Source organism: Pseudoalteromonas prydzensis (genome assembly GCF_001661495.1).
GTDB classification, from domain to species: Bacteria; Pseudomonadota; Gammaproteobacteria; order Enterobacterales; family Alteromonadaceae; genus Pseudoalteromonas; species Pseudoalteromonas prydzensis.
In genome coordinates, this window is sequence record NZ_BDDT01000002.1 from 173,962 (window position 1) to 193,790 (window position 19,829).

General features: G+C 41.1%; 21 protein-coding genes and 1 pseudogene. 11 read left to right on the forward strand and 11 right to left on the reverse strand.

The genetic code is table 11. The annotated features are described in order from the left end of the window. The first annotated feature begins 110 nt into the window (after nt 1-110). Nucleotides 111-677 (forward strand): phosphoribosyltransferase, encoded by a 567-nt coding sequence (locus tag A7968_RS05145; RefSeq protein ID WP_064665514.1) that lies wholly within the window; start codon nt 111-113, stop codon nt 675-677. An 86-nt stretch (nt 678-763) separates the two neighbouring features. Here A7968_RS05145 and A7968_RS05150 read toward each other — a convergent pair whose 3' ends face one another. Beyond that, entirely contained in the window at nt 764-1,420 is a 657-nt protein-coding gene (locus A7968_RS05150; protein WP_064665515.1) for a Crp/Fnr family transcriptional regulator, read from the reverse strand. A gap of 268 nt (nt 1,421-1,688) precedes the next feature. Here A7968_RS05150 and A7968_RS05155 point away from each other — a divergent pair, with 268 nt between their 5' ends. Continuing rightward, nucleotides 1,689-1,925 (forward strand): YgjV family protein, encoded by a 237-nt coding sequence (locus tag A7968_RS05155; RefSeq protein WP_064665516.1) that lies wholly within the window; start codon nt 1,689-1,691, stop codon nt 1,923-1,925. A 4-nt stretch (nt 1,926-1,929) separates the two neighbouring features. On the opposite strand, the gene A7968_RS05160 is transcribed toward A7968_RS05155, so the two are convergent. After that, on the reverse strand, nt 1,930-3,585 hold the full coding sequence (locus A7968_RS05160; RefSeq protein WP_064665517.1) for an amidohydrolase: 1,656 nt from the start codon (nt 3,583-3,585) through the stop codon (nt 1,930-1,932). Nucleotides 3,586-3,734: 149 nt separating this feature from the next. Here A7968_RS05160 and A7968_RS05165 point away from each other — a divergent pair, with 149 nt between their 5' ends. Further along, nucleotides 3,735-5,366, forward strand: a complete 1,632-nt coding sequence (locus A7968_RS05165; protein WP_064665518.1) for a methyl-accepting chemotaxis protein — start codon at nt 3,735-3,737, stop codon at nt 5,364-5,366. 12 nt (nt 5,367-5,378) lie between these two features. Here A7968_RS05165 and A7968_RS05170 read toward each other — a convergent pair whose 3' ends face one another. The 4 genes from A7968_RS05170 to A7968_RS05185 all read right to left on the reverse strand — a co-directional run bounded on the left by A7968_RS05170 (nt 5,379) and on the right by A7968_RS05185 (nt 6,474). Further along, entirely contained in the window at nt 5,379-5,615 is a 237-nt protein-coding gene (locus tag A7968_RS05170; RefSeq protein ID WP_064665910.1) for an EF-hand domain-containing protein, read from the reverse strand. Nucleotides 5,616-5,629: 14 nt separating this feature from the next. Beyond that, nucleotides 5,630-5,866 carry an EF-hand domain-containing protein gene (locus A7968_RS05175; RefSeq protein ID WP_064665519.1) on the reverse strand — a complete coding sequence of 79 codons (237 nt, stop codon included), beginning with the start codon at nt 5,864-5,866 and terminating at the stop codon, nt 5,630-5,632. Between the two features lie 128 nt (nt 5,867-5,994). After that, on the reverse strand, nt 5,995-6,222 hold the full coding sequence (locus tag A7968_RS05180; RefSeq protein WP_064665520.1) for a hypothetical protein: 228 nt from the start codon (nt 6,220-6,222) through the stop codon (nt 5,995-5,997). A 24-nt stretch (nt 6,223-6,246) separates the two neighbouring features. Further along, on the reverse strand, nt 6,247-6,474 hold the full coding sequence (locus tag A7968_RS05185) for an EF-hand domain-containing protein (protein ID WP_064665521.1): 228 nt from the start codon (nt 6,472-6,474) through the stop codon (nt 6,247-6,249). Between the two features lie 315 nt (nt 6,475-6,789). On the opposite strand from A7968_RS05185, the gene A7968_RS05190 reads away from it, so the two are divergent. From A7968_RS05190 to A7968_RS05205, 4 genes are read left to right on the forward strand one after another with little or no spacing between them, the layout of a single operon-like run. Then, nucleotides 6,790-8,259 (forward strand): sensor histidine kinase, encoded by a 1,470-nt coding sequence (locus tag A7968_RS05190; RefSeq protein ID WP_064665522.1) that lies wholly within the window; start codon nt 6,790-6,792, stop codon nt 8,257-8,259. Nucleotide 8,260: 1 nt separating this feature from the next. Continuing rightward, nucleotides 8,261-8,803 carry a hypothetical protein gene (locus A7968_RS05195; protein WP_064665523.1) on the forward strand — a complete coding sequence of 181 codons (543 nt, stop codon included), beginning with the start codon at nt 8,261-8,263 and terminating at the stop codon, nt 8,801-8,803. Nucleotides 8,804-8,805: 2 nt separating this feature from the next. Further along, nucleotides 8,806-10,155 carry a sigma 54-interacting transcriptional regulator gene (locus A7968_RS05200; protein WP_064665524.1) on the forward strand — a complete coding sequence of 450 codons (1,350 nt, stop codon included), beginning with the start codon at nt 8,806-8,808 and terminating at the stop codon, nt 10,153-10,155. A gap of 8 nt (nt 10,156-10,163) precedes the next feature. Further along, nucleotides 10,164-10,664 (forward strand): DUF1543 domain-containing protein, encoded by a 501-nt coding sequence (locus A7968_RS05205; RefSeq protein ID WP_064665525.1) that lies wholly within the window; start codon nt 10,164-10,166, stop codon nt 10,662-10,664. A 37-nt stretch (nt 10,665-10,701) separates the two neighbouring features. Here A7968_RS05205 and A7968_RS05210 read toward each other — a convergent pair whose 3' ends face one another. From A7968_RS05210 to pdsR, 4 genes are all read right to left on the reverse strand, one after another. Beyond that, nucleotides 10,702-10,935, reverse strand: a complete 234-nt coding sequence (locus A7968_RS05210; RefSeq protein ID WP_064665526.1) for a hypothetical protein — start codon at nt 10,933-10,935, stop codon at nt 10,702-10,704. Between the two features lie 50 nt (nt 10,936-10,985). After that, complete coding sequence (locus tag A7968_RS23105; RefSeq protein ID WP_157586655.1) at nt 10,986-11,144, reverse strand: hypothetical protein; 159 nt, start codon at nt 11,142-11,144, stop codon at nt 10,986-10,988. A 107-nt stretch (nt 11,145-11,251) separates the two neighbouring features. Continuing rightward, complete coding sequence (pdsS, locus tag A7968_RS05215) at nt 11,252-13,399, reverse strand: proteobacterial dedicated sortase system histidine kinase (RefSeq protein ID WP_064665527.1); 2,148 nt, start codon at nt 13,397-13,399, stop codon at nt 11,252-11,254. After that, nucleotides 13,399-14,088, reverse strand: coding sequence for a proteobacterial dedicated sortase system response regulator (gene pdsR, locus A7968_RS05220; protein WP_064665911.1), 690 nt, complete (start codon nt 14,086-14,088; stop codon nt 13,399-13,401). The genes pdsS and pdsR overlap by 1 nt, the downstream gene beginning before the upstream one ends. A gap of 224 nt (nt 14,089-14,312) precedes the next feature. On the opposite strand from pdsR, the gene pdsO reads away from it, so the two are divergent. The 3 genes and pseudogenes from pdsO to A7968_RS22845 form a co-directional block, all read left to right on the forward strand. After that, nucleotides 14,313-15,050 (forward strand): sortase-associated OmpA-like protein PdsO, encoded by a 738-nt coding sequence (gene pdsO / locus A7968_RS05225; RefSeq protein ID WP_064665528.1) that lies wholly within the window; start codon nt 14,313-14,315, stop codon nt 15,048-15,050. Between the two features lie 38 nt (nt 15,051-15,088). Then, nucleotides 15,089-17,116, forward strand: a complete 2,028-nt coding sequence (locus A7968_RS05230; protein WP_064665529.1) for a marine proteobacterial sortase target protein — start codon at nt 15,089-15,091, stop codon at nt 17,114-17,116. Between the two features lie 62 nt (nt 17,117-17,178). Further along, nucleotides 17,179-17,595: pseudogene (locus A7968_RS22845) on the forward strand (class GN sortase); the annotation flags it as partial. Between the two features lie 2 nt (nt 17,596-17,597). Here the strand turns inward: A7968_RS22845 and A7968_RS05235 are convergent. Further along, the gene (locus A7968_RS05235) at nt 17,598-18,575 is read right to left on the reverse strand and encodes a DMT family transporter (protein WP_064665530.1); all 978 of its coding nucleotides are present in this window, start codon (nt 18,573-18,575) and stop codon (nt 17,598-17,600) included. Nucleotides 18,576-18,687: 112 nt separating this feature from the next. Between A7968_RS05235 and proB the strand changes: the two genes are divergently transcribed. Further along, a complete protein-coding gene (gene proB / locus A7968_RS05240) occupies nt 18,688-19,791 on the forward strand; it encodes a glutamate 5-kinase (RefSeq protein WP_064665531.1) in 1,104 nt (367 codons plus the stop codon). Nucleotides 19,792-19,829: the final 38 nt, after the last annotated feature.

The following is a 19,829-nucleotide window of genomic DNA, read 5'->3' on the forward strand; positions in this document are numbered from 1 at the left end:
AACTCAAACAAGCTTTTCTTATTTATTTACTGTAAAATCATGCCCCACTTTGTTGTTCAAGGTTGCTTTACACTACACTTGAATGATCTACTTACACTGGGGTTTCTATTATGTCTGATAAGACTTACATCACAGCGCAGCAACTGCTCGAAGATTCTTTTCGTGTTGCGGCACAAGTTTACCAAGATGGTTTTCGTCCTGATTTTATAATTGGCATTTGGCGTGGTGGTGCTCCAATTGGTATCGCAGTACAAGAGTACTATGATTATAAAGGCATAGAAACAGACCATATTGCAGTGCGTACATCTTCATATTACGGCATTAATAAGCAAGCTAAAGAAATAAAAGTGCATGGTTTGCATTATATTATTGAGAATGCCAATGCCGGTGATTCACTATTGATAGTTGATGATGTGTTTGACTCAGGGCGCAGCATTTTTGCACTTAAAGAAAAACTTTCTGAGTTAATGCGTTTAAATTTACCGCAAGATATTCGCGTTGCGTGTCCGTACTACAAGCCAAAAAATTCAAAAGTAGATATGAAGCCTGATTACTTTATTCATGAATCAGAAGAGTGGTTAGTATTCCCTCATGAGCTCTCGGGTTTAACACCTGATGAGATCATCGCCGGTAAAACAGATTTAGTAAAAATACACGATATTTTATTAGCAAAATAAAATTTGAGAGAAAAAGACCTAATTTAGGTCTTTTTCTTTTATAAGCTGAATGTCATGACGTCATGCTGCAAGGCTAAAATTAGCTGTTAAAGTTGTGAAAAACTATCTACGTAATCACTAAGCCTATCTAAATCTACCGCTTTTAGTCCATCGTTTGAGCGCGCGACTAAACCTTTTTCTACTAATTCGGAGACTACGCGGCGATAAGCGCGTTCGGTGGTTGCAAAACGTTCGGCTTCGGCATTGACGGTCGGATATGCTCGTAGCAGTGTTGGGTTGTTATTTTCTGCACGTAATAAGCAGTCTTTAGCAATATTGTAACCTAATGGTAGTAGCAGCTTGTCTAAGTTGATTTTTTGGTTTTCTTGAAACTTAGCGGCAATCGTTTGTGCCGTGTATAAACTGAGTTCTGGTTTTTCAAGTAACAAGGCGCGCCAGTGTTTCAGCTCTATTAAGTTATAGCTAACATCACTAAAGCAGGTAACTGTATAAATACAAGGATTGTTGTTTAGCGCTTCAATCTCACCAATCAGGGTGTTGTTGCAATCAAGCTGACCCAACAGCAAGCGACGACCATTACCTACATCATAACTAAACGACACAGTGCCACTTCTGACTAATATTAATTTTGTAAGAGGTTGATCTTGGTGGATCAGTACTTCTTTTTTAGATTGTTGATAACGACTGCCAGCAAAGGTTAGTAGCTGGTCGACGAGATAACTAGAAAAATGATATTGAAACATCAACAATGCCCTTCGGACAATTGTCCTATTTATTACATCTTAATGACGTTAGCATTAAGATTCTAAGAATTTACGCTAACTTACTAGTTTAATTAACGAGATTAATTAAGCTTAATACCTGATATCCCGTGTAATGATTATTAAAGTCTGCTTTTAGCTGCTTTGGGTTTTTAGTAAGTTAGCCTTTTTATACTGTTGCTATATTGTGGAATATCTTTGTGTAAACTACCACATTTGCAATGCTAACCTAAACTATCGGAGAGAACAAATGAGTTGGGAATATTTGGGCTATTTTGCCTCTGCTTTACTCATTGCCTCTCTAACCATGAGTGATGTAAGCAAACTTCGCTGGTTTAACCTTGCCGGGTGTATTGCTTTCACTGCATACGGTATCGCGATTGCCGCATGGCCTGTGGCCATTACCAACGGCTTACTAACGTTTGTTAATATTTACCACTTAATAAAACTTAATCGCCAACAACATCCGCAACACCCAGTCGATTAAGCTGTTATTCCTGCGATACTTCTTGCTCTTTTTGGTAGCGTAACTCGCCGCCAATCCATGTTTGATTGACCTTAATTGTAAAAATCTCCTGTACTGGAACTTTAAAATAATCTTTATCAATTAAAATAAAATCAGCCCATTTACCTTGTTCTAAACTGCCTAATTTAAACTCTTGATGTGCCGCATAGGCTGCACCTAGTGTGAACGCTCTAAGCGCATCCTCTCTGCTGAGCGCTTCGCTGACACGCCAACCATCAGCAGGTAATTGATTATGATCTTGGCGAGTAATTGCTGAATACAAACCATCAAATGGGTTGGCCAGCTCAACAGGATAGTCAGAGCCTGCAGCCACTACAGAGCCTTGATTTAAAAAAGTCTGCCACGCATAAGCGCCTTGCAACTGGGTGTCAGCAAGGCGTTGCTCTGCCATATGCATATCAGAAGTTGCATGCACAGGTTGCATTGATGGAATTATTTTTAGTGTTTTGAAACGAGGTATATCTGCTGGGGCAACTATTTGTGCATGCTCTATGCGATTACGTAATAAAATACCGCCGGTTTTTTTAAACACATTTTGATAGGCATCCAAGACAATATGATTTGCCTTATCACCTATGGCATGGGTATTTGCGCTAAAACCATGACTAAAGCTTAGCGTGAAAAGTTGCTCTAATTTTTGCTGTGTTTCTAACATTAAGCCTTGGTGATTTTTTCTATCGGCGTAATCATCAAGTAATGCAGCGCCGCGACTACCTAAGGCGCCATCAGCATATATTTTTACACTGCGGATAGACATAAAGTCATTTAGATCTTTATAACGACCAGCTCTGAGCATGCTTTCAAGCGCAGGATCGGTTGCACTGAGCATTGCCACAATACGCAGTGGTAGTGTGCCTTGCTCTGCTCTTTGTTTATAAATTTGCCATGTTTGTTTATCAATACCGGCATCGTGGGTTGAGGTTATCCCTAGGCTCACTAAGTGTTGGCCTGCCTGAGTTAATGCGTTACTTACGTCTTGATCTGATGGCGCTGGGATATGTGCCGTGATCAAGCTTTCAGCTTTATCGATAAAAATACCGCTTAGTTTACCCGCGGGTGTGCGAATAATTTCTCCCCCCTCAGGGGCTTGTGTTGCAGCCGTTAGGTTAGCAAGCTCCATGGCTTTACTATTGACCCAAATAGCGTGACTATCGACTCGAGAAAGCACCACAGGAATATCTTTAACAATTTTATCTAAATCAGTAGCGGTGGGGAACTGTTTATCAGGCCATAATTCTTGATTCCAGCCGCGGCCAATTATCCAGCCATCTTTATCTTTGGCGAATACCTCAAGCTGCTGTTGGATTTGTGCAATCGATGTACTGCCACGCAAATCCAGCTGTGTTAGGTTATTACCCAATCCAATAACATGACCATGGGCGTCTATTAACCCAGGTAGGAGAGTTTGTTGCTCGGCATCGAATGCTTGAGCATCTGGAAAGCTTGCTGCAAGTTTTTCGTCACCTAGCTTAACTACTTTGCCATCTTTAATTACTAATGTGGAAAATTGTTGCAACTGTCCGCTGTAGGTAGGCGTGTAGCCGTTGGCATTATAGATCACTGTGGTATTAGCGATAGCTGGTAAAGAAAAAGCGATGATAAAGGCAAGGAAGCATTTCATTATTAATATTCTTTTAATTGCTTTTGTTAGCTAAACAGTAACAGAGAATAGAGAGTCTGCAAATTAAATCTGATAATTTATTTATTGTTTGCTGTTTTAAGCTATGCTTATGAATTAGTTATTATTATTTTATTATAATCGGAACGTAAATGAAGCTTAATCAACTCGCTATGCGTAGCAAATTCATACTCTTATCTGCTTTAATATGCATCATTTTTATTGTTGCTATGGCATTTATAAAAGTTGCAAATAACCAAACTGCGACAGGCTTCGAGCGCTTCTATCAACATAACTTTATGGTGACTAAACTCAGTGCCGACCTCAAGCAAGCGCAAGACGGCATATTATCCGGAGTCAGGGGGCTGCAAGTAGTTTATTTATTAGGTTTACAAGAGCAAGCGCCAGAGTTACTCAAGAGTATTGATGAGAATGTTGCGCTTACTGCGCCGCTAATACAGCGTATTAGCCAAATATACAAAGGCGAGGCTAATTTACTTACGGCCCTAAAAAATAACTCGCAGCGTTATGAGCAAGCCGCTATTGAGTTTAAACAGGCGATGGAAACAGCTGCCGATAATAAAGCCGATTATGCTATTTATCGTGAATTTGTTGATTCACATAGTGCCTTAACGACTTTTTTTGAGCAGTTTGAACAAGCAAACATAGCGCAAGTTGCTAAAGCGCAAGCGACTGCGCAGCAATCCATCAATTTTGCAAATACAGTGTTTTACTTATCAATTTTAATAGCGCTTGGCTTGGCTTTATTATTTAGCCATATGCTGTCGAAAAAAGTAGTAATGGGACTAACGGTTGTTAGCGAAAGTGCCCATGCATTACAACGCGGCGAATTAGATCAATACTCTCAAGTTGAAGGCGATGATGAAGTCGCTGACTTAAGCCGTACCTTAGACGCTACAATTAGCCACTTAAATACCACTCTTACCACTATTTATAACTCTGTAGCACAGGTTAATAATCATAGTAATGAGTTACTCAGCTCAAATACTCAAATTCAAACAGCGACATCAGAGGTGTCCGATCATACAACGCAAGCCGTAACTGCAATTGAGGAGTTATCGGTCACGAGTAAGAGTATTGCGGTAAATACCGCAGAGTCGGCAACAGCCTCTGATAGCATGATGACACTTGCCAATAGTGGCTTAGATGCTTCTGAGCAAACAAAAGAAGCAGTAAGTCACTTATTAGGCACATTAAATGAAACCTCAGACGTTGTTGACCAACTGCAAAGTGAATCCAGCAAAATTGAAACTATTCTCGATGTGATCCGTAATATTTCCGAACAAACTAATTTATTAGCACTTAATGCCGCGATTGAGGCTGCTAGAGCGGGCGAACAAGGGCGTGGTTTTGCCGTGGTGGCTGATGAAGTGCGTACTTTGGCTCAACGTTCTCATAGTTCAGTAAATGAGATTGAGACAATGCTTGGGCAGCTACGCTCAGCAAGTCAAAATGCAGTGACTATGATGGCTGATAGCACCAGAGTTGCAGCGCAAGCGGAAGATAAAATGGATGAAAGTAATCGCTTATTAAAAGAGATTATGCAAATGATCAATCAAGTTAATGACCAAACCCAGCAAATAGCAACAGCCGCTGAAGAGCAGTCAGCCGTTGCCGCTGATATTAGTCAAAATATGCATACCATCCATACCTTGACCGATACCACTGCTGATATTTCGCAGCAAACTGCAAATACCAGCAATAGTATGGCTGAACAAAGTCAGTTGGTATTAAAGCAAGTTGCATTTTTTAAATTAAAATAATGCGCGATATAATTATTTACTTGCGTACAGGCTAAACTCTGCCAGCGATAACCTGTTATCTTTATCGCTGTCATAGCTTTTAAAGCGCGACCATAAAGCGGGATCTTTTGCTGACTCTGAGCGAGTAAGTAAGCCATCTTGATTACGGTCTAACTTTTTGAATTGCTCAGCGACGTTATCAGTTGTTGCAAAACTGCCACAACTAACCGCAAGGAGTGAAATTAATCCCAATTGTGTGGTGTATTTCATAGGGGGGAAACTCATTAATGCAGGTTAATAGTTAAAAAATTCTTAAACTCGACGAGTGAAACTCTATTATCTTGGTCAGTGTCCCAGCGCTGAAACTGTTTTAGTAGCTGCGGTTGAGCGTCCAACTCATTTTTGGTTAAGTAGCCATCTTTATTACTGTCTAAATGGTCAAACCGTTGTTTTACATCCAGTGCCATTGCACTAAAGCTAGTCACTAGCAGCACAGTAAATATAACTAATATGCTTTTCATTGCTAAGGTCCTTTTAGTTAACCTAAACTTCGCTTAGTTCAAGATAAAGTATTTGCCATAATTTAAGTCCCAACATTAAATCCATTTACACATTCCCTCCGGGATTATGGCAAATACTTTAGAGCCTTTTAAATCTTAAACTTGGAAAACTCTTGCTCTGATAAAAGCTCGTCATTATTTTCATCAAGATCAGTAAACTGCTTCAGCAGGGCGTCGTTTTGCTTGGCTTCAAGCAATGATATTTGTCCGTCTTTATTGGTATCTAATTGTGCAAACTTAACGTTAGATTGTGATGCTAAAACCGTAGCGCTAATGATTAAAAACATTAATGAAAAGGCGGCGATAAGTTGTTTCATAGCTTTATTTCCTTATAGGCAAGTTTATTGTAAAAACTGCTTGAATTCAGTTAGGGATATTTGACCATTTTGGTCTTTATCAATTTGCTCAAAACTTTCGTGCAGCACTGCATCTTCAGAAGCTTCGGCTTCACTTAATGTGCCATTGCTGTCTTTATCAAGCTCAGCGAAGGTAGCCTCAACATCGATAGCAAGGCTATTAAAACTAAACAGTGCACTGCAGCATAAACACAGTGGGGCTAATACTTTCATATAATTACCTTAAAAACAGTTGTTGTCTCAGCTGTTACAAGAATAATGCCAATAAAATTAAACCTTAAATATCAATGTGTTAGTTTGTTACAGTGAAGGGGGTGTGAAATAATGACTCGGTAGTGTGTCTTTTTTGCAACAAATTTTTATGTTAATCAATAAAGTTATTTAAAAACAGTTGATTAAGTTGTTTCAATTTAGCGTCATCTACTTTAAATAGCGTTACAGAATTCACCTTATTCATTATTCTTATTGATTCAGCTAGTGTATAAGTAACACCTTCCATAATCAGACATTTAAACTAAAGGAGTAGCGATAGTGGCCTCACTCGCTAAGAAGTACAGTGCATTACTTAGTTGGCGACCCAATTTAATAGGCCAGTTTTTGTTTAGTACCTTGTTATCTTTGCTGCCATTATCACTGGTCGTGATTGTATTTTTAAATGCATTGAATAAACAGCTTGCCGTTACTCAGCAAATCGTCAGTGATAACTATCAAATAACCAAATCATTTAATAATCTTAAACAAGACCTTAATAGCTTAGAGCGAGCGACTCGGCAAAATTGGGTACTAAAAAGTGAATCACTTGACGAATTGATTGTTGATAAGTGGCAATCATCGTTACAGAGTATTGATGAACTCACTTTTATTAGCCCCGCCGGGGATTATATTAGTCAGTGGCAGCAACTTGCCAAAGAATTGCAGTTAGCGCATTCAAAGCTGGTCGGCGAAGGGCTACAGGATGCGCAATTATTTATTCCGGTGAGCGAATTAATTGCTCGTCAAACGTTATGGTTAAGAGATCAAAATGAACTGCAAATAACTAAAAATCAGCAACAGTTAAAAGCCTTACAAGATTCTTTTATAAATTGGTTAGTGGCGCTTATCCCATTAACATTATTGGTTGGCGGTGGTTTTTTGTGGCGTATTAGCGGCCGATTAAAAGGCTTAACCTCGGTTATTGATAAACTTGGGCAAGGTCATTGGCAGCAAAAAATATCAGTACAGGGCTCTGCCGAACTGGTTGAGCTGGGCAATAAATTACAATGGGTGCAGGAGCAATTACATCAATTAGAACAACAAAAAGATACCTTCTTACGCCATGTGACCCATGAACTGAAAACCCCATTAGCATCAATGGTAGAAGGCACCGATTTATTAACCGATGAAATCGTAGGGCCTATTAATAAAGAACAGCAAGCTGTACTGGAGCTAATCACGCAAAGTATGGTGCGCCTGCGGGCAATGATAGACAGTTTACTAAGCTACAATGCAATTCGCAGTAGTAAAGAGGACTTAAGTGAGTTGGTTTTTTCGCAATTAATAACCAAGATCAACAGTCATTTTGAACACCGTTTAGTCGCGCGTAAGCAAAGTTTATGTTGGCATTGTGATGTACCCGAGCAGCCGCTAGAAATTGCTGCGGAATTAGTTGAAATGATTTTAATACAGTTAATTTCTAATGGCTTGAAATTTTCATCGCAAGGGCAAGCGGTTGATATCCATTTATCATTAGCAGGTCGTAGTTTAAAAATGATCGTCAGTGATCAGGGCACAGGTATTCAGGAGCAAGAAAAATCACATATTTTCAGTGCTTTTTATCAAGGTAAAAATGCCAAAGATGTGACCGCTCAAGGGAGCGGCTTAGGACTGACAATTGTAAAAGAGTCTGTTGAGCAATTAATGGGGACTTTGCAGCTTGAGCAAAATGAGCCACAAGGGTGTCGTTTTGTTATTCAAATACCCACCATTAATCCAACCAATAAAAACCAAGGAGTTAATTAGCATGGGCGTGCGTTTAAATGCCATTTTTGTGGTTTGTGTCACCACTTTAGGGCTCGCTGGGTGTGAGTTAACTGAGCAACCAGTAAAAGATAATAATACCGAAGCAAAGCAGGCTACTAAAGTAGTTGAACCACACAGTGATGGTTTGCCAAACCCTAAGCCACGGCCAAAAACAGATCCTATGTATCCTCCGGCAGAAATCGTCATTGGTTGGCATGCGAAGGCCTGTGGGGGCTTTAAGGTAGCGGCGAGTAAAATTGCTTATATTGGCACTAAAGAGATCCAGAATTATTTTGATTTTAGTTGTAAAAATAATGTGTTAGCACCGGAAAAAGTATTAGAACAGCTACTAAGACTCGATCAGGCGTATTATTGGCCAGATGATATAAAACAGTATTTATGGTTGCAAAAACAACAAATAAATCAGCAGATAGACGCTAAAAAACAGCAGCAAGCACTGAATAATAAAATGCAAGAGACGTTGTCATCGCTGGCAACGATCGAACAGCAATTATTATTACGCGAAGAAACCAAGGAGCAGTGATCATGTCAATAGAGCAAAACCAAGGCGCACGAATATTACTGGTTGATGATGATGCAAGTTTATTAAAACTGCTGGCTATTCGTATAGAATCTAAAGGCTATCAGGTAACGACTTGTGAAAGTGGTATTGCAGCTCTGCAGCTATTAAAAAATCATGTCTATGATGCCGTGGTTACTGACTTGCGGATGGATGAAATGGATGGCATGGCCCTGCATCGTCAGCTGCAAAAACGCTACCCAGCATTGCCTGTGATCATGATGACGGCTCATGGTTCAATTCCTGATGCGGTTGAGGCCACCAAGCAGGGCATTTTCGCTTTTATTACTAAACCTGTAGATAAAGATGAGCTATTTGATAGTTTAGCCAAAGCAATTGAAATCCATGGTCTGAGCGCTGATGAAAATACAGCAAGCAGCAATATAGTAACCCGCAGTGGCGCAATGTTGCACTTGCTTGAACAAGTTAAGTTGCTAGGACCTACTCAGGTCAATGTGTTGATTTCAGGTGCCAGTGGTACAGGTAAGGAGCTATTGGCGAATGCGATACACCAACATAGTCATGTCAGTGAAGGCCCATTTGTAGCTATTAACTGCGGTGCGGTGCCAGGCGAGCTACTTGAATCTGAATTATTCGGCCATAAAAAAGGCGCATTTACAGGCGCAATTAAAGATCATCAAGGGTTATTTCAACAAGCGCAAGGTGGCACCTTATTTTTAGATGAAATTGGTGATATGCCACTTAATTTACAAGTCAAATTACTGCGTGTTCTACAGGAAAAAACCATTCGCCCAGTGGGCTTTCAAGAAGAGATCCCGATAGATGTACGGATAGTCTCAGCGACCCATAAAAATTTACCGGATGCGATTGCCAATCAACAATTTCGTGAAGATTTATATTATCGCTTAAATGTTGTTAACCTAAAATTACCGCCACTGTGTGAGCGCAGAGAAGATGTGAGTTTATTAGCGCAGTATTTTAGCGCCACTATAGCCAAACGTATGGGACAAAAAGAAAAACGCTTTGCCAGTGATGCAATGCATGCATTAGTACGTCACGATTGGCCAGGTAATATTCGCCAGTTACAAAATGTTGTTGAGCAGGTAGTTGCACTTACCCCTGGCGAGGTAATATCGGTACAGCTGGTGGAGAGTGCGCTTAATAGTAATGAAAGTAATGTTGAGCCGCTTTCGCTAAATGATGCTAAAAAAGAGTTTGAGCGCGATTATGTTATTAACACCCTGAAAATGGCTGGTGGTAATGTGGCTGAAGGGGCAAAACTGGCTAAACGTAACCGTTCAGATTTTTATAAGCTAATAAAAAAACACAACATAGACGTTGATAGCATTTGTTAGGAGAAAACATGCAATTATTTATGGTGTATTTAGGTGGGCGGATCCAAGGCTGCCATATAGAAATGCATGATGTTCGTTTTGTGGTAGGGAAGTCAATAGAGCAAACTTACACAAAGTTAAAAGCGCAGTGGGTTGGCGATAAAAATAGTGTGCATATGGATAGCTACATGGCGGTCAATCATATCGATGGTTTTGCCGTTAGCGTGGTTGATGAGCCTGTTGAACAAGCTGAGCAGTTATACTTTGTAAATTTAGGGGCGTACCGCGCTGACAGTTTAGCGGAGCAACATGATTTTGCTTTGTATGTAGCACGCAGTAGTGACGAAGCTAAACAAAGAGCAAAAGAGCATTTACTGGCTGGCCTAAGCCATATTCATAAAGATGACTTATACGACGTCGATGATTGCTTTGCGGTTGATTTACTCGACAGCCAACTTCACATAAAGCTCACCCCGAGTGGGCAGTCTCAGACTATAAAACCAGATTGGTTTGGTTATCATATTTTATAGAAGTATTGTCTGATTAAGTGGCTAACTGACTAAGCGGCTAATCCTGGTCGCTTTGTTCTGTACGCTCTTTGTCTTCGCTATTACTGGCAATTTTAAAGGCAATAATTACTAAACCAAACATCATAAAAGGTAAAGCTGCAAGTAAGTATTCGGTAAGGTTACTGTCAGCAAAGCTGGCTTGTAATAAAAAGTGCCCTGCGACGCAGAGTATGATCACAATGAGGAGAATAGGTAATAAAATAAGTTCTTTTTTGGCTGAATGAGTTTTCATTATTAGGCGGTGCTTTTACAAGGTGCGCCATTGTAATGAGCAAAGCGCTTTTAGGTCAAATAACTTGTTTTATAAATAGCACCGGATTGCGCTGTATCAAGTTTTTCAGTTTCAGGTTCACTATCGTCTGCGGTGTTTTCATCACATTCTACAGGATGATATAAATCGAATATAAAATCGATTTCTTCGCGCTTTAATACAGTTTGCATTTTAACCTCCTAATAATCAGTCTAAAACTTGCTGATATTAAGAATATGCCTGTGAGCCTGAATTATAGGTGAACACTTATTGATCAAAGTGTGTAGAAATGTAACCCTCAGCTTTTTTGGGTTACATTTTTAGCGACAGGTATCCTGACAATGAACTCAACACCATCACCTAGTTGATTATTAACCGCTTTTACACTGCCTTTATGATATTCACACACTAAACGAACAATATATAAACCCAAACCTAAATGAGGCTGCTGTTGCAGTTGTTGGCTACGTACGGACACCATAGAGTCAAAAATATGCTCGGCGAGTCCCTCTGGTAATAATGGCCCGTTATTTTTAACAGTTAAAACAGCATCGTTATCGTTTTTAGTTAAGCTGACACTAATTGCGCTATCACAAAGGTTAAACTCTAATGCATTATTAATGAGTTTATCGAGTAACTGAGCGACAAATTCAGGCGCCCCCATCATTGTTAAAGGAGAGTCGCAAATATCGACTGTAAACTCTTGTTGCGGGTAGGTGAGTTGATAGCCCTGCATACAGCCTGTTATTACTTTGCGTAAGTCAAATAGTTCAGCTTCAGCGCTTTGAATGCTTTGTTCAAGACGCGTCGCTTCGCTCATGGTGGTAATAATTTTACCTAAACGCTCAACCCCTTCACTGGCACGATCGAGGTATTTTTGGCTCAGCTCACTTTGTGGCTGCATTTGTAAGTTCTCAAGCGAGCTTCGCACTACTGCAACAGGGGTTCTCAGCTCATGGGATAATCGCGACGACATGGTTTCTAAATAATTAGTATAACCGCCTAAGCGACCAACAATATTTGCAAAGCTACGTGATAAATCGCCAATCTCATCGTTTGCGTCACTATAATCAATGCTACCCGTTACTCGACCTTGAGCATCAATGGCTTGCTCTGCGGTATCACGAAGGCGGCGGATCCTAGTTGATATTCTCGAAGCAAAAAAGAACAGGGTCACTGTGCCTATTAGCATGACCGCTAAAATTACATTAAACAGTTTTTCCAATGATTTATTTCGTAACGTGCGTACACCGTTGGTGGTCTCTTCGGCGACCACGGCACCAATTACTTTATCTTGGATCCAAATAGGATAAGCGGCAGATAAAATAACCGCTTTGTTATCTGGGGTCAGTCGCCATGATGAAGCTGGTGTTCCCGTAAGTGCTTTACCTATGTGTGTACCTTGCATAGCCGCAACATCATGTAAGGTATCTAAAAACTCATTCTCAGGACGGGTAAGTACTTTATAGTAAAGTGGGTGCAGGTAGTTTTTCTCAAATCGTTGCCACCAGGTTTTTGCGGGTTGGTCATTAAGCCCATCGGCCCACACGCCGTCGGCATGATGAATCGATCCCGACTGTGCTAATACGCGATGATGATTATCAACCACCCAAATACGGCTGCCGCTGTGCCCCATGCCTTTTAAAATTCGGTTTATTTCAGGGGAAGGAACCAGAACAGAGCCAATATCATTGGGATTTTGTAAATTTGAAGTCGACATAGTCTGTGGCTCAGGCTTGCCTTGATCCCAATCTTCAATTGCAAAGCCGAGCTTATTACCAAGCATACTTAACGGAAAGCGCAGTTCAATATTGTAACCGTTATCTGTACTAATAAAGTAACCTTGGATTTTAGTAACTGGCTGCTTAGTTTCGGCGTCAAAGGCATTCACCCAGCCATCTTGGCGAGCGGCAACTATATAGTGTTTAAATTGCCCCTGTGGGGTTTTTAACATGATCTGTAAATGGTCGTTGCGGGTTAAGCTCAAACTATTTTTAGCACGATAAACTAACGAGTCATCGGTTACTTTAAACACTGCATATAAAAATTCGCTATATTTCCCCACCATGTGATCAAAAGACAGATCCGAACTTTGATGATCGGTTTTATCTCCTTGTAAATACCGTTCATCATAGTGCCACATTAAACTTTGATACGGTTGCCAGTCAGATAATTTACCGTCGAGCTGAATCGGGTTACTGAGGTTATATGCATAAAGATCACGGCCTTTGACGACTTGATCTAAAAAGTTGGTTTGCGAATCAAATAGCGCTGGGCGCTCATGTAGTGCTGTAGCGAGTGCACGAGTAGTGCCGACGAGGGTTTTTTCTTGCCCTTGGCGTAAAAACTTCTCCATTTCCCACACATATTCATAGCCTAACCAAGGCAATAAAAACAAAAAGCATGACAGCAAAATAAATTTGCTGCGCAAACCAAAGCGCAGCATTACAGTTGCTCCCAGCGATAACCCATACCGTATACGGTGTCGATACAATCAAACTGCGCATCTAAGGCAATAAACTTTTTACGGATACGCTTAACATGAGAGGTGATAGTGCTGTCGTCGACATAAATCTTTGCATCACTCATTAATTCGTGGCGGCTTTTAACATGCCCTGGGCGTTGGGCTAGTGAATGCACCATCCAAAACTCTGTGACGGTTAAATCGACTAACTGCTGCAGCCAAAACACTTGCATACGTTTTGTATCAAGAGTGAGAGGACCGCGGTTGAGTAAGGCATTTTGATCTGCAGGTTGCTCAAGGGCTTCCATGCGTCTAAACAGCGCACCAATACGCGCTGCTAAATGTGCCATGCTGATGTCTTTAGTAAGGTAGTCATCTGCGCCCATGCGCAGGCCGCAAACGGTATCAATTTCGCTATCGCGAGCCGTTAAAAAAATAATCGGCAAGGTTTTAGAAAGTGAACGTAAGGTTTGGCACAGCAAAAAGCCGCCATCAATTTCATGGCCTAAACCAATATCTACAATTGCTAAATCTGGCAAGGTGTCGTTAAAAGCATGCTCTGCACTTTGACGGTCACTATAACCACAGACCTGATACCCTTGTGCGCTGAGCATTTCCATGTAGTTTTCGCGGATTGCAGTTTCATCTTCAATGATGGCTATTTTCTTCATCGTTATACCTTTGTTTTGTTCTCGTTGCACTATACCTAATTTTTTTCCTTGGGTACTGGCAAAAAGGCAATTGCCATTTTTTTGCCACAATTGCTCAGCAGTTTGCCTTTTTTGCTCCCCTTTGTTGCCACTTGAGCTTGCTTTAATAGCGTTATACCAAATCGGGCAGCTACCAACCCATGAGTTGCCAATCATTAAGTTATTCAGCAAAAAAGGATTACACCATGAAAAAAATTATTATCGCTTGCACTATCGCTGCTATTTTTGCAGCACCTAACTTAGCGCACGCTGACACAAAAACAGTGACCGCAAATGAAACCCATAAAGAAACGGTTATTGGCTTAAGCACCGGTGCAATTTTAGGCGGTATTGTTGGCGGCCCAATTGGTGCTTTTGTTGGTGCATTTGCTGGTGGTTTAATTGGCGATAAAGAAGTGGCTGAAGATAAAATTGCCGAGCAACAACGTGCGTTAGTTGTACTGCAAGATAAAACCGATGATTACCAGCATGTACTGGCGCAAAATACGCAAATGAGTGAACAACTCGATATGCTTGAAGCCAATAATGAACGCCTTGCCTTAGCGCAAATGCATAACCTAATGGCAATGACTATCCAATTTAAAACCGCTTCAAGTGAGATTGCTCCGCACTTTGCCAGCCAACTTGATCAGCTAGTTAACTTATTACAAAGCCAACCTGACTTGCAGTTAGATTTAAATGGCTTTGCCGATCAGCGTGGTGATGAGCTTGCTAACCTAATGCTTTCAAAACAGCGCGTTGAGGCTGTGCAACGTTATTTGATCCAGCAAGGGATCGCGCCAACTCGTTTAACAGCCACTGCATTTGGTGAACAACAAACAGTGGCTGATAACGATAACTATGAAGAAAACATGTTTGATCGCCGTGTCACGTTAACAACTCGTCCAAGCACACAGCCGTACAGCCAAACTGCGAGTAATTAATCGCCATTTTGCCAAGAACTGCCAAGGGAGTGAATTTTATGTTGAGTAAACCAAGCAAAGTGCTGACCCGTAGCCGTTTATGGCTTCGGGGAAGCCTTTTTACCGTTATCGCGTTTATTAATTTTGCGAGTAACGCAAGTACATCGCCAGAGTTAATTATGTTCGACAGTAATGGTGCTAAGGCTGCACCTGGGGTTATTGTAAAAAGCGCTGCTACAATGACTGTCACTGGATTGATAAACCATGTTGTAGTAACTCAACATTATCGCAATGAAAATCCATTTGCCGTTAATGCACGTTATGTTTTTCCGCTGCCTGAAGAAAGTGCAGTGCATGCCATGACAATGCACATTGGCGAGCGAGTGATCAAAGGTGAAATTGATAAAAAAGCACAAGCTGAGTTGCGCTTTCAACAGGCGCAACAAGCAGGAAAACAAGCCGCCTTAGTCCATCAGCAGCGCTCAAACATGTTTGTCACTAACGTGGCAAACATCGGCCCAGGCGACGACGTGCAAATAGAGCTGAAATATCAAGAAGTGATTGATTATCGCAGTGGTACATTTGCACTGCGATTTCCAACCACAATCACGCCGCGTTACCATCCATTTAATGCAGTGCTACAAGAGCAAGGCGAGCGTCCAAATGTTGAAAAGCAACCTGCTAGTTTATTTGCGCCATCAGATTGGATCACACCTTTTTATGCAACCACGAGCCATGGCGACACACCACAAAGTGAATTTAGTTTAACAATTAATATTGATGTTGGTTTAGAGTTGGTTGATATTCAATCAAAGTATCATCAAATTGCAATTGAAAACCCAGCCTTTGGTCAATATCAAGTAGCCTTAAATGAGCCTAATGCAGTAAACCGTGATTTTTTACTGGAGTTTAAACCACTGCAAAAAGAGCAAGCGCAAGCTGCATTTTTTACTGAGCAACTTAATAATGGTGAGCGGTTTGGTTTGCTAATGCTGCTGCCGCCAGATGATCATTTTACGCAAACCCAGCGATTAGCTAGAGAGATGATTTTTGTCGTTGACACTTCAGGCTCCATGCATGGTCAGTCAATGGAGCAAGCTAAAAGTGCGCTGCACTATGCTTTATCGTTACTTGATAGCAATGATAGTTTTAACATTATTGGCTTTGACGACCAAATAATGCCGATGAGTAATAACCCTGTGCCAGCAAACGATTTTAATTTACGTCGAGCTGAGCGATTTGTTTATAACTTACAAGCAGATGGCGGTACTGAAATTAAAGGCGCTTTAGATGCCGTACTAGATGGCCGTGATCATCAGGGTTATGTACGCCAAGTAATATTTTTAACTGATGGCAGTGTTAGTAACGAAGATAGTTTGTTTAAACATATTAGTGCGCAGCTGGGAGATAGTCGTTTGTTTACGATTGGTATTGGCAGCGCGCCAAACAGTTACTTTATGCGCCGCGCTGCCGATGTTGGTCGGGGCAGTTTTACTTTTATTGGCAACAGCGGCGACGTTAAGCCCAAAATGCAGCAGCTGTTTGATAAGTTAGCCCACCCGGCAATTACGCAGCTTGCACTGACAAGTGAAGCCGTCAATCAACAAGGCGAATATCAACAACTTGAATATTGGCCATCACCATTACCTGATTTATATTTTTCAGAGCCAGTAATGGTGGCGGTTAAACTTGATAACCAAGCTGCAATCAGATTAACTGGGCAAACAGCGCAAGGACCACTTGCAATAAAATTAAACACCCAACAAGGGCAATCAGCGCAGGGGATTGCAAGGCTATGGGCACGACAAAAAATTAAATCGCTGTTGCTTTATAACGAGCAACAGCAAGTAAAAGCGCAGGTTGAAAGCCTAGCCCTTGAGCATCAGTTACTTAGTCCATTTACCGCTTTTATCGCAATTGAAAAAACGCAGTCGAACACGGTTGCTGAGCAAAACGTACAAGCTGCTAATCAGTTACCACAGGGGTTAACCATGCGATTACCGCAAACTGATGGCCAGAGTCGAATGTATATTTTGTTAGGGCTGTTGTTATTAACTGGATTTGCTGTGCTTAGGTTTAAAAAATGAAAACAGTGTTTGGCATCGTCTTGTTGATTACGGGTTTAGGCTTGCTCGGCCATGGTGGTTATATGCAAGGCAAAGCATGGCTGGCACAGCGACTAATAGAGCAGGCTTGGCAAGTGGCACTGACAACTCCAGATCAGCAGGTTAGGCCATGGTTTTATGCTGATAGTTATGTAACGGCGCAATTAAATTGGCCAAGCCAAAAGCAAACATTAACACTATTAGCGGGTGCTAGTGGTCGTAATTTAGCGTTTGCGCCCAGTCACTTTTTACCAAGTGGTGAGCTTGGCTCAGATCGTGGTGTTTTGATTGCAGGGCATAACGATACCCATTTTGCTTTTTTACAAAAAGTGAAGGTAGGCGAGCAGTTTAGTTTGCAAACTCAAGATGGCTTGATAGAGCAATATCAAGTGCGTGGGATTGATGTTATTCATCAATCCCAGCATGACTTTTTAGCAACGACGGGGCTGTACTTACTGACCTGTTATCCTTTTAATTCACTGGCGTCAGGTACAGAGTTACGCTTACTTGTTTCAGCAAGTAAGCTATCATCAGCTAAGGGGACATCCGATAAAACCTCGTCACTTACATCGATAACCAGTTCCTGATGGCGTTGGCTTATCATCACGCCAATAAATACCACGAATATACTTAGCCATTGCCCTAACGTAAGGATTTCGCCCAAAATAATTGCCGACAAAATAAGCGTGAAAATTGGAATTAAGTTCGAATAGGCTGCGGCTGTAAGCACTGACACTTTACTAATAGCATAGTTATACATGCCATAGCCGCCGAGTGTTACACACGAACCTAAATATAGAATGCTTAATAAGGCGGTTAAATCGTGCTGATTTTCGCTAGGTAAATCAATAAATAGTAAAAATGGCGCAAAAAATAGGCTGCCACTAAAACCTTGTAGCGCAATGAGTGTAAGTGGTGAATAACGGGCGGCTAAGTGCTTCACTGAAACGGTATAAAATGCCGCACACACCATTGCCATTAACTCTAAAAAATTACCAAGTAATGGATTAGGGGCTTGCTCTGACGTTGGCGATAGTAAAGTAAGTAAAATACTGCCGCCAATACAAAAGGTGAAACCAAGGACAATCGCTTTACTGATGTACTCTTTGAGCATAAAAAAAGCCAAAAATGCCACTATTATTGGCAAGCACGAAACAATCACACCCGCCTGTGAGGCCGAGGTATATTCCATTGCATGGCCTTCAAATAAAAAGTACAAGCAAGGTTCTGCGAGGGACATGCCAACTAAGTATTTCCAATCTCCTTTGTGATAGTCAAAGCGGATCACATAGCGCCATAAGCACAGCGCTAATACTAAGGTGGTGAGCATGCGTAAGAAAATGACTAATGCTGGGTCATAGATAGCAATGGCATATTTTAAAGCGATAAATGAACTACCCCATAAAAAGGTAGCAATGATCAAACAAAGGCTAGCTGGCATAAACGTCGTATGATTATAGTAAAAGGCGATCCTAGCATGAATATTTTTTACTTGTTCAAAAATCGATAAATGGTATAAATAAATCCTTCATTTTTGAACCGTAGTAAAAAGCATGCAAAGGGCACAGGTAATAGTGGTTAAGCTGGGAACGAGTGTACTCACCGGCGGCACTGATAAACTCGATAAAGCGCACATGGTCGAATTAGTTCGCCAATGTTGTGAACTAAAAAAGCAAGGTCATCAAGTCGTACTCGTATCAAGCGGTGCGGTGGCTGCGGGTCGTGAACAGCTATTAAAACCCTGTGGTCGTTCATTAATTGATAAACAAATGCTTGCTGCAATTGGCCAAGGCCAACTTATCCATACATGGCAAAGCTTATTTGCTTTATATGGCGTGAATGTAGGGCAAATGCTGCTAACCCGTGCAGATGTTGATGACAGAGAGCGCTACCTCAATGCTCGCGATACTTTAACTGCATTATTAAGTTATGACGTGGTGCCGATCATTAATGAAAATGACGCCGTTGCGACTGCTGAAATTAAAGTCGGTGATAACGATAACCTTTCGGCGCTGGTGGCAATATTAGCGAATGCCGACAAGTTATTATTATTAACCGATCAAGAAGGTTTATTTACCAGCGATCCTCGCTCTGATGTCAACGCTCAACTTATTGATGAAGTAACGCATATTGATGATGCTTTACGCCAGCTTGCAGGTGGCAGTGGTACAAATTTAGGTACTGGTGGTATGGCTACCAAATTACAAGCTGCAGATATCGCTCGTCGTGCCGGGGTTGAGGTGATCATTGCCAAAGGTGCGGGTGAAAATGTTATCCTCAATTGCATGAGTGATCAGTTACCAGGCACCCGTTTTCTAAAACTAACAGCGCCAAGAGATGGTCGTAAAAAATGGTTATTAGCAGGGCCTAAAAGTAGTGGTCAAATAGTTATTGATGCTGGCGCGGTTAATGCTTTAAAACAACAAGGAGCTAGTTTATTAGCCAAAGGTGTGTGTGGTGTACATGGTCAATTTGAACGTGGCGATTTAATTGATCTAGTCACCAGCGAACGGCAATTAGTGGCTCGTGGTTTAGTGCGTTTTAGTAAAGTGGAAACCGATATAATTAAAGGTTGCCACTCAAGTGAAATTGCAACGTTACTAGATTTTGATTGTGGCAGTGAAGTACTCCATCGTGATGATTTGGTATTGTTCTAAACTAATAATTTAGTAAAACTGCAAAGCTAACCTAAACT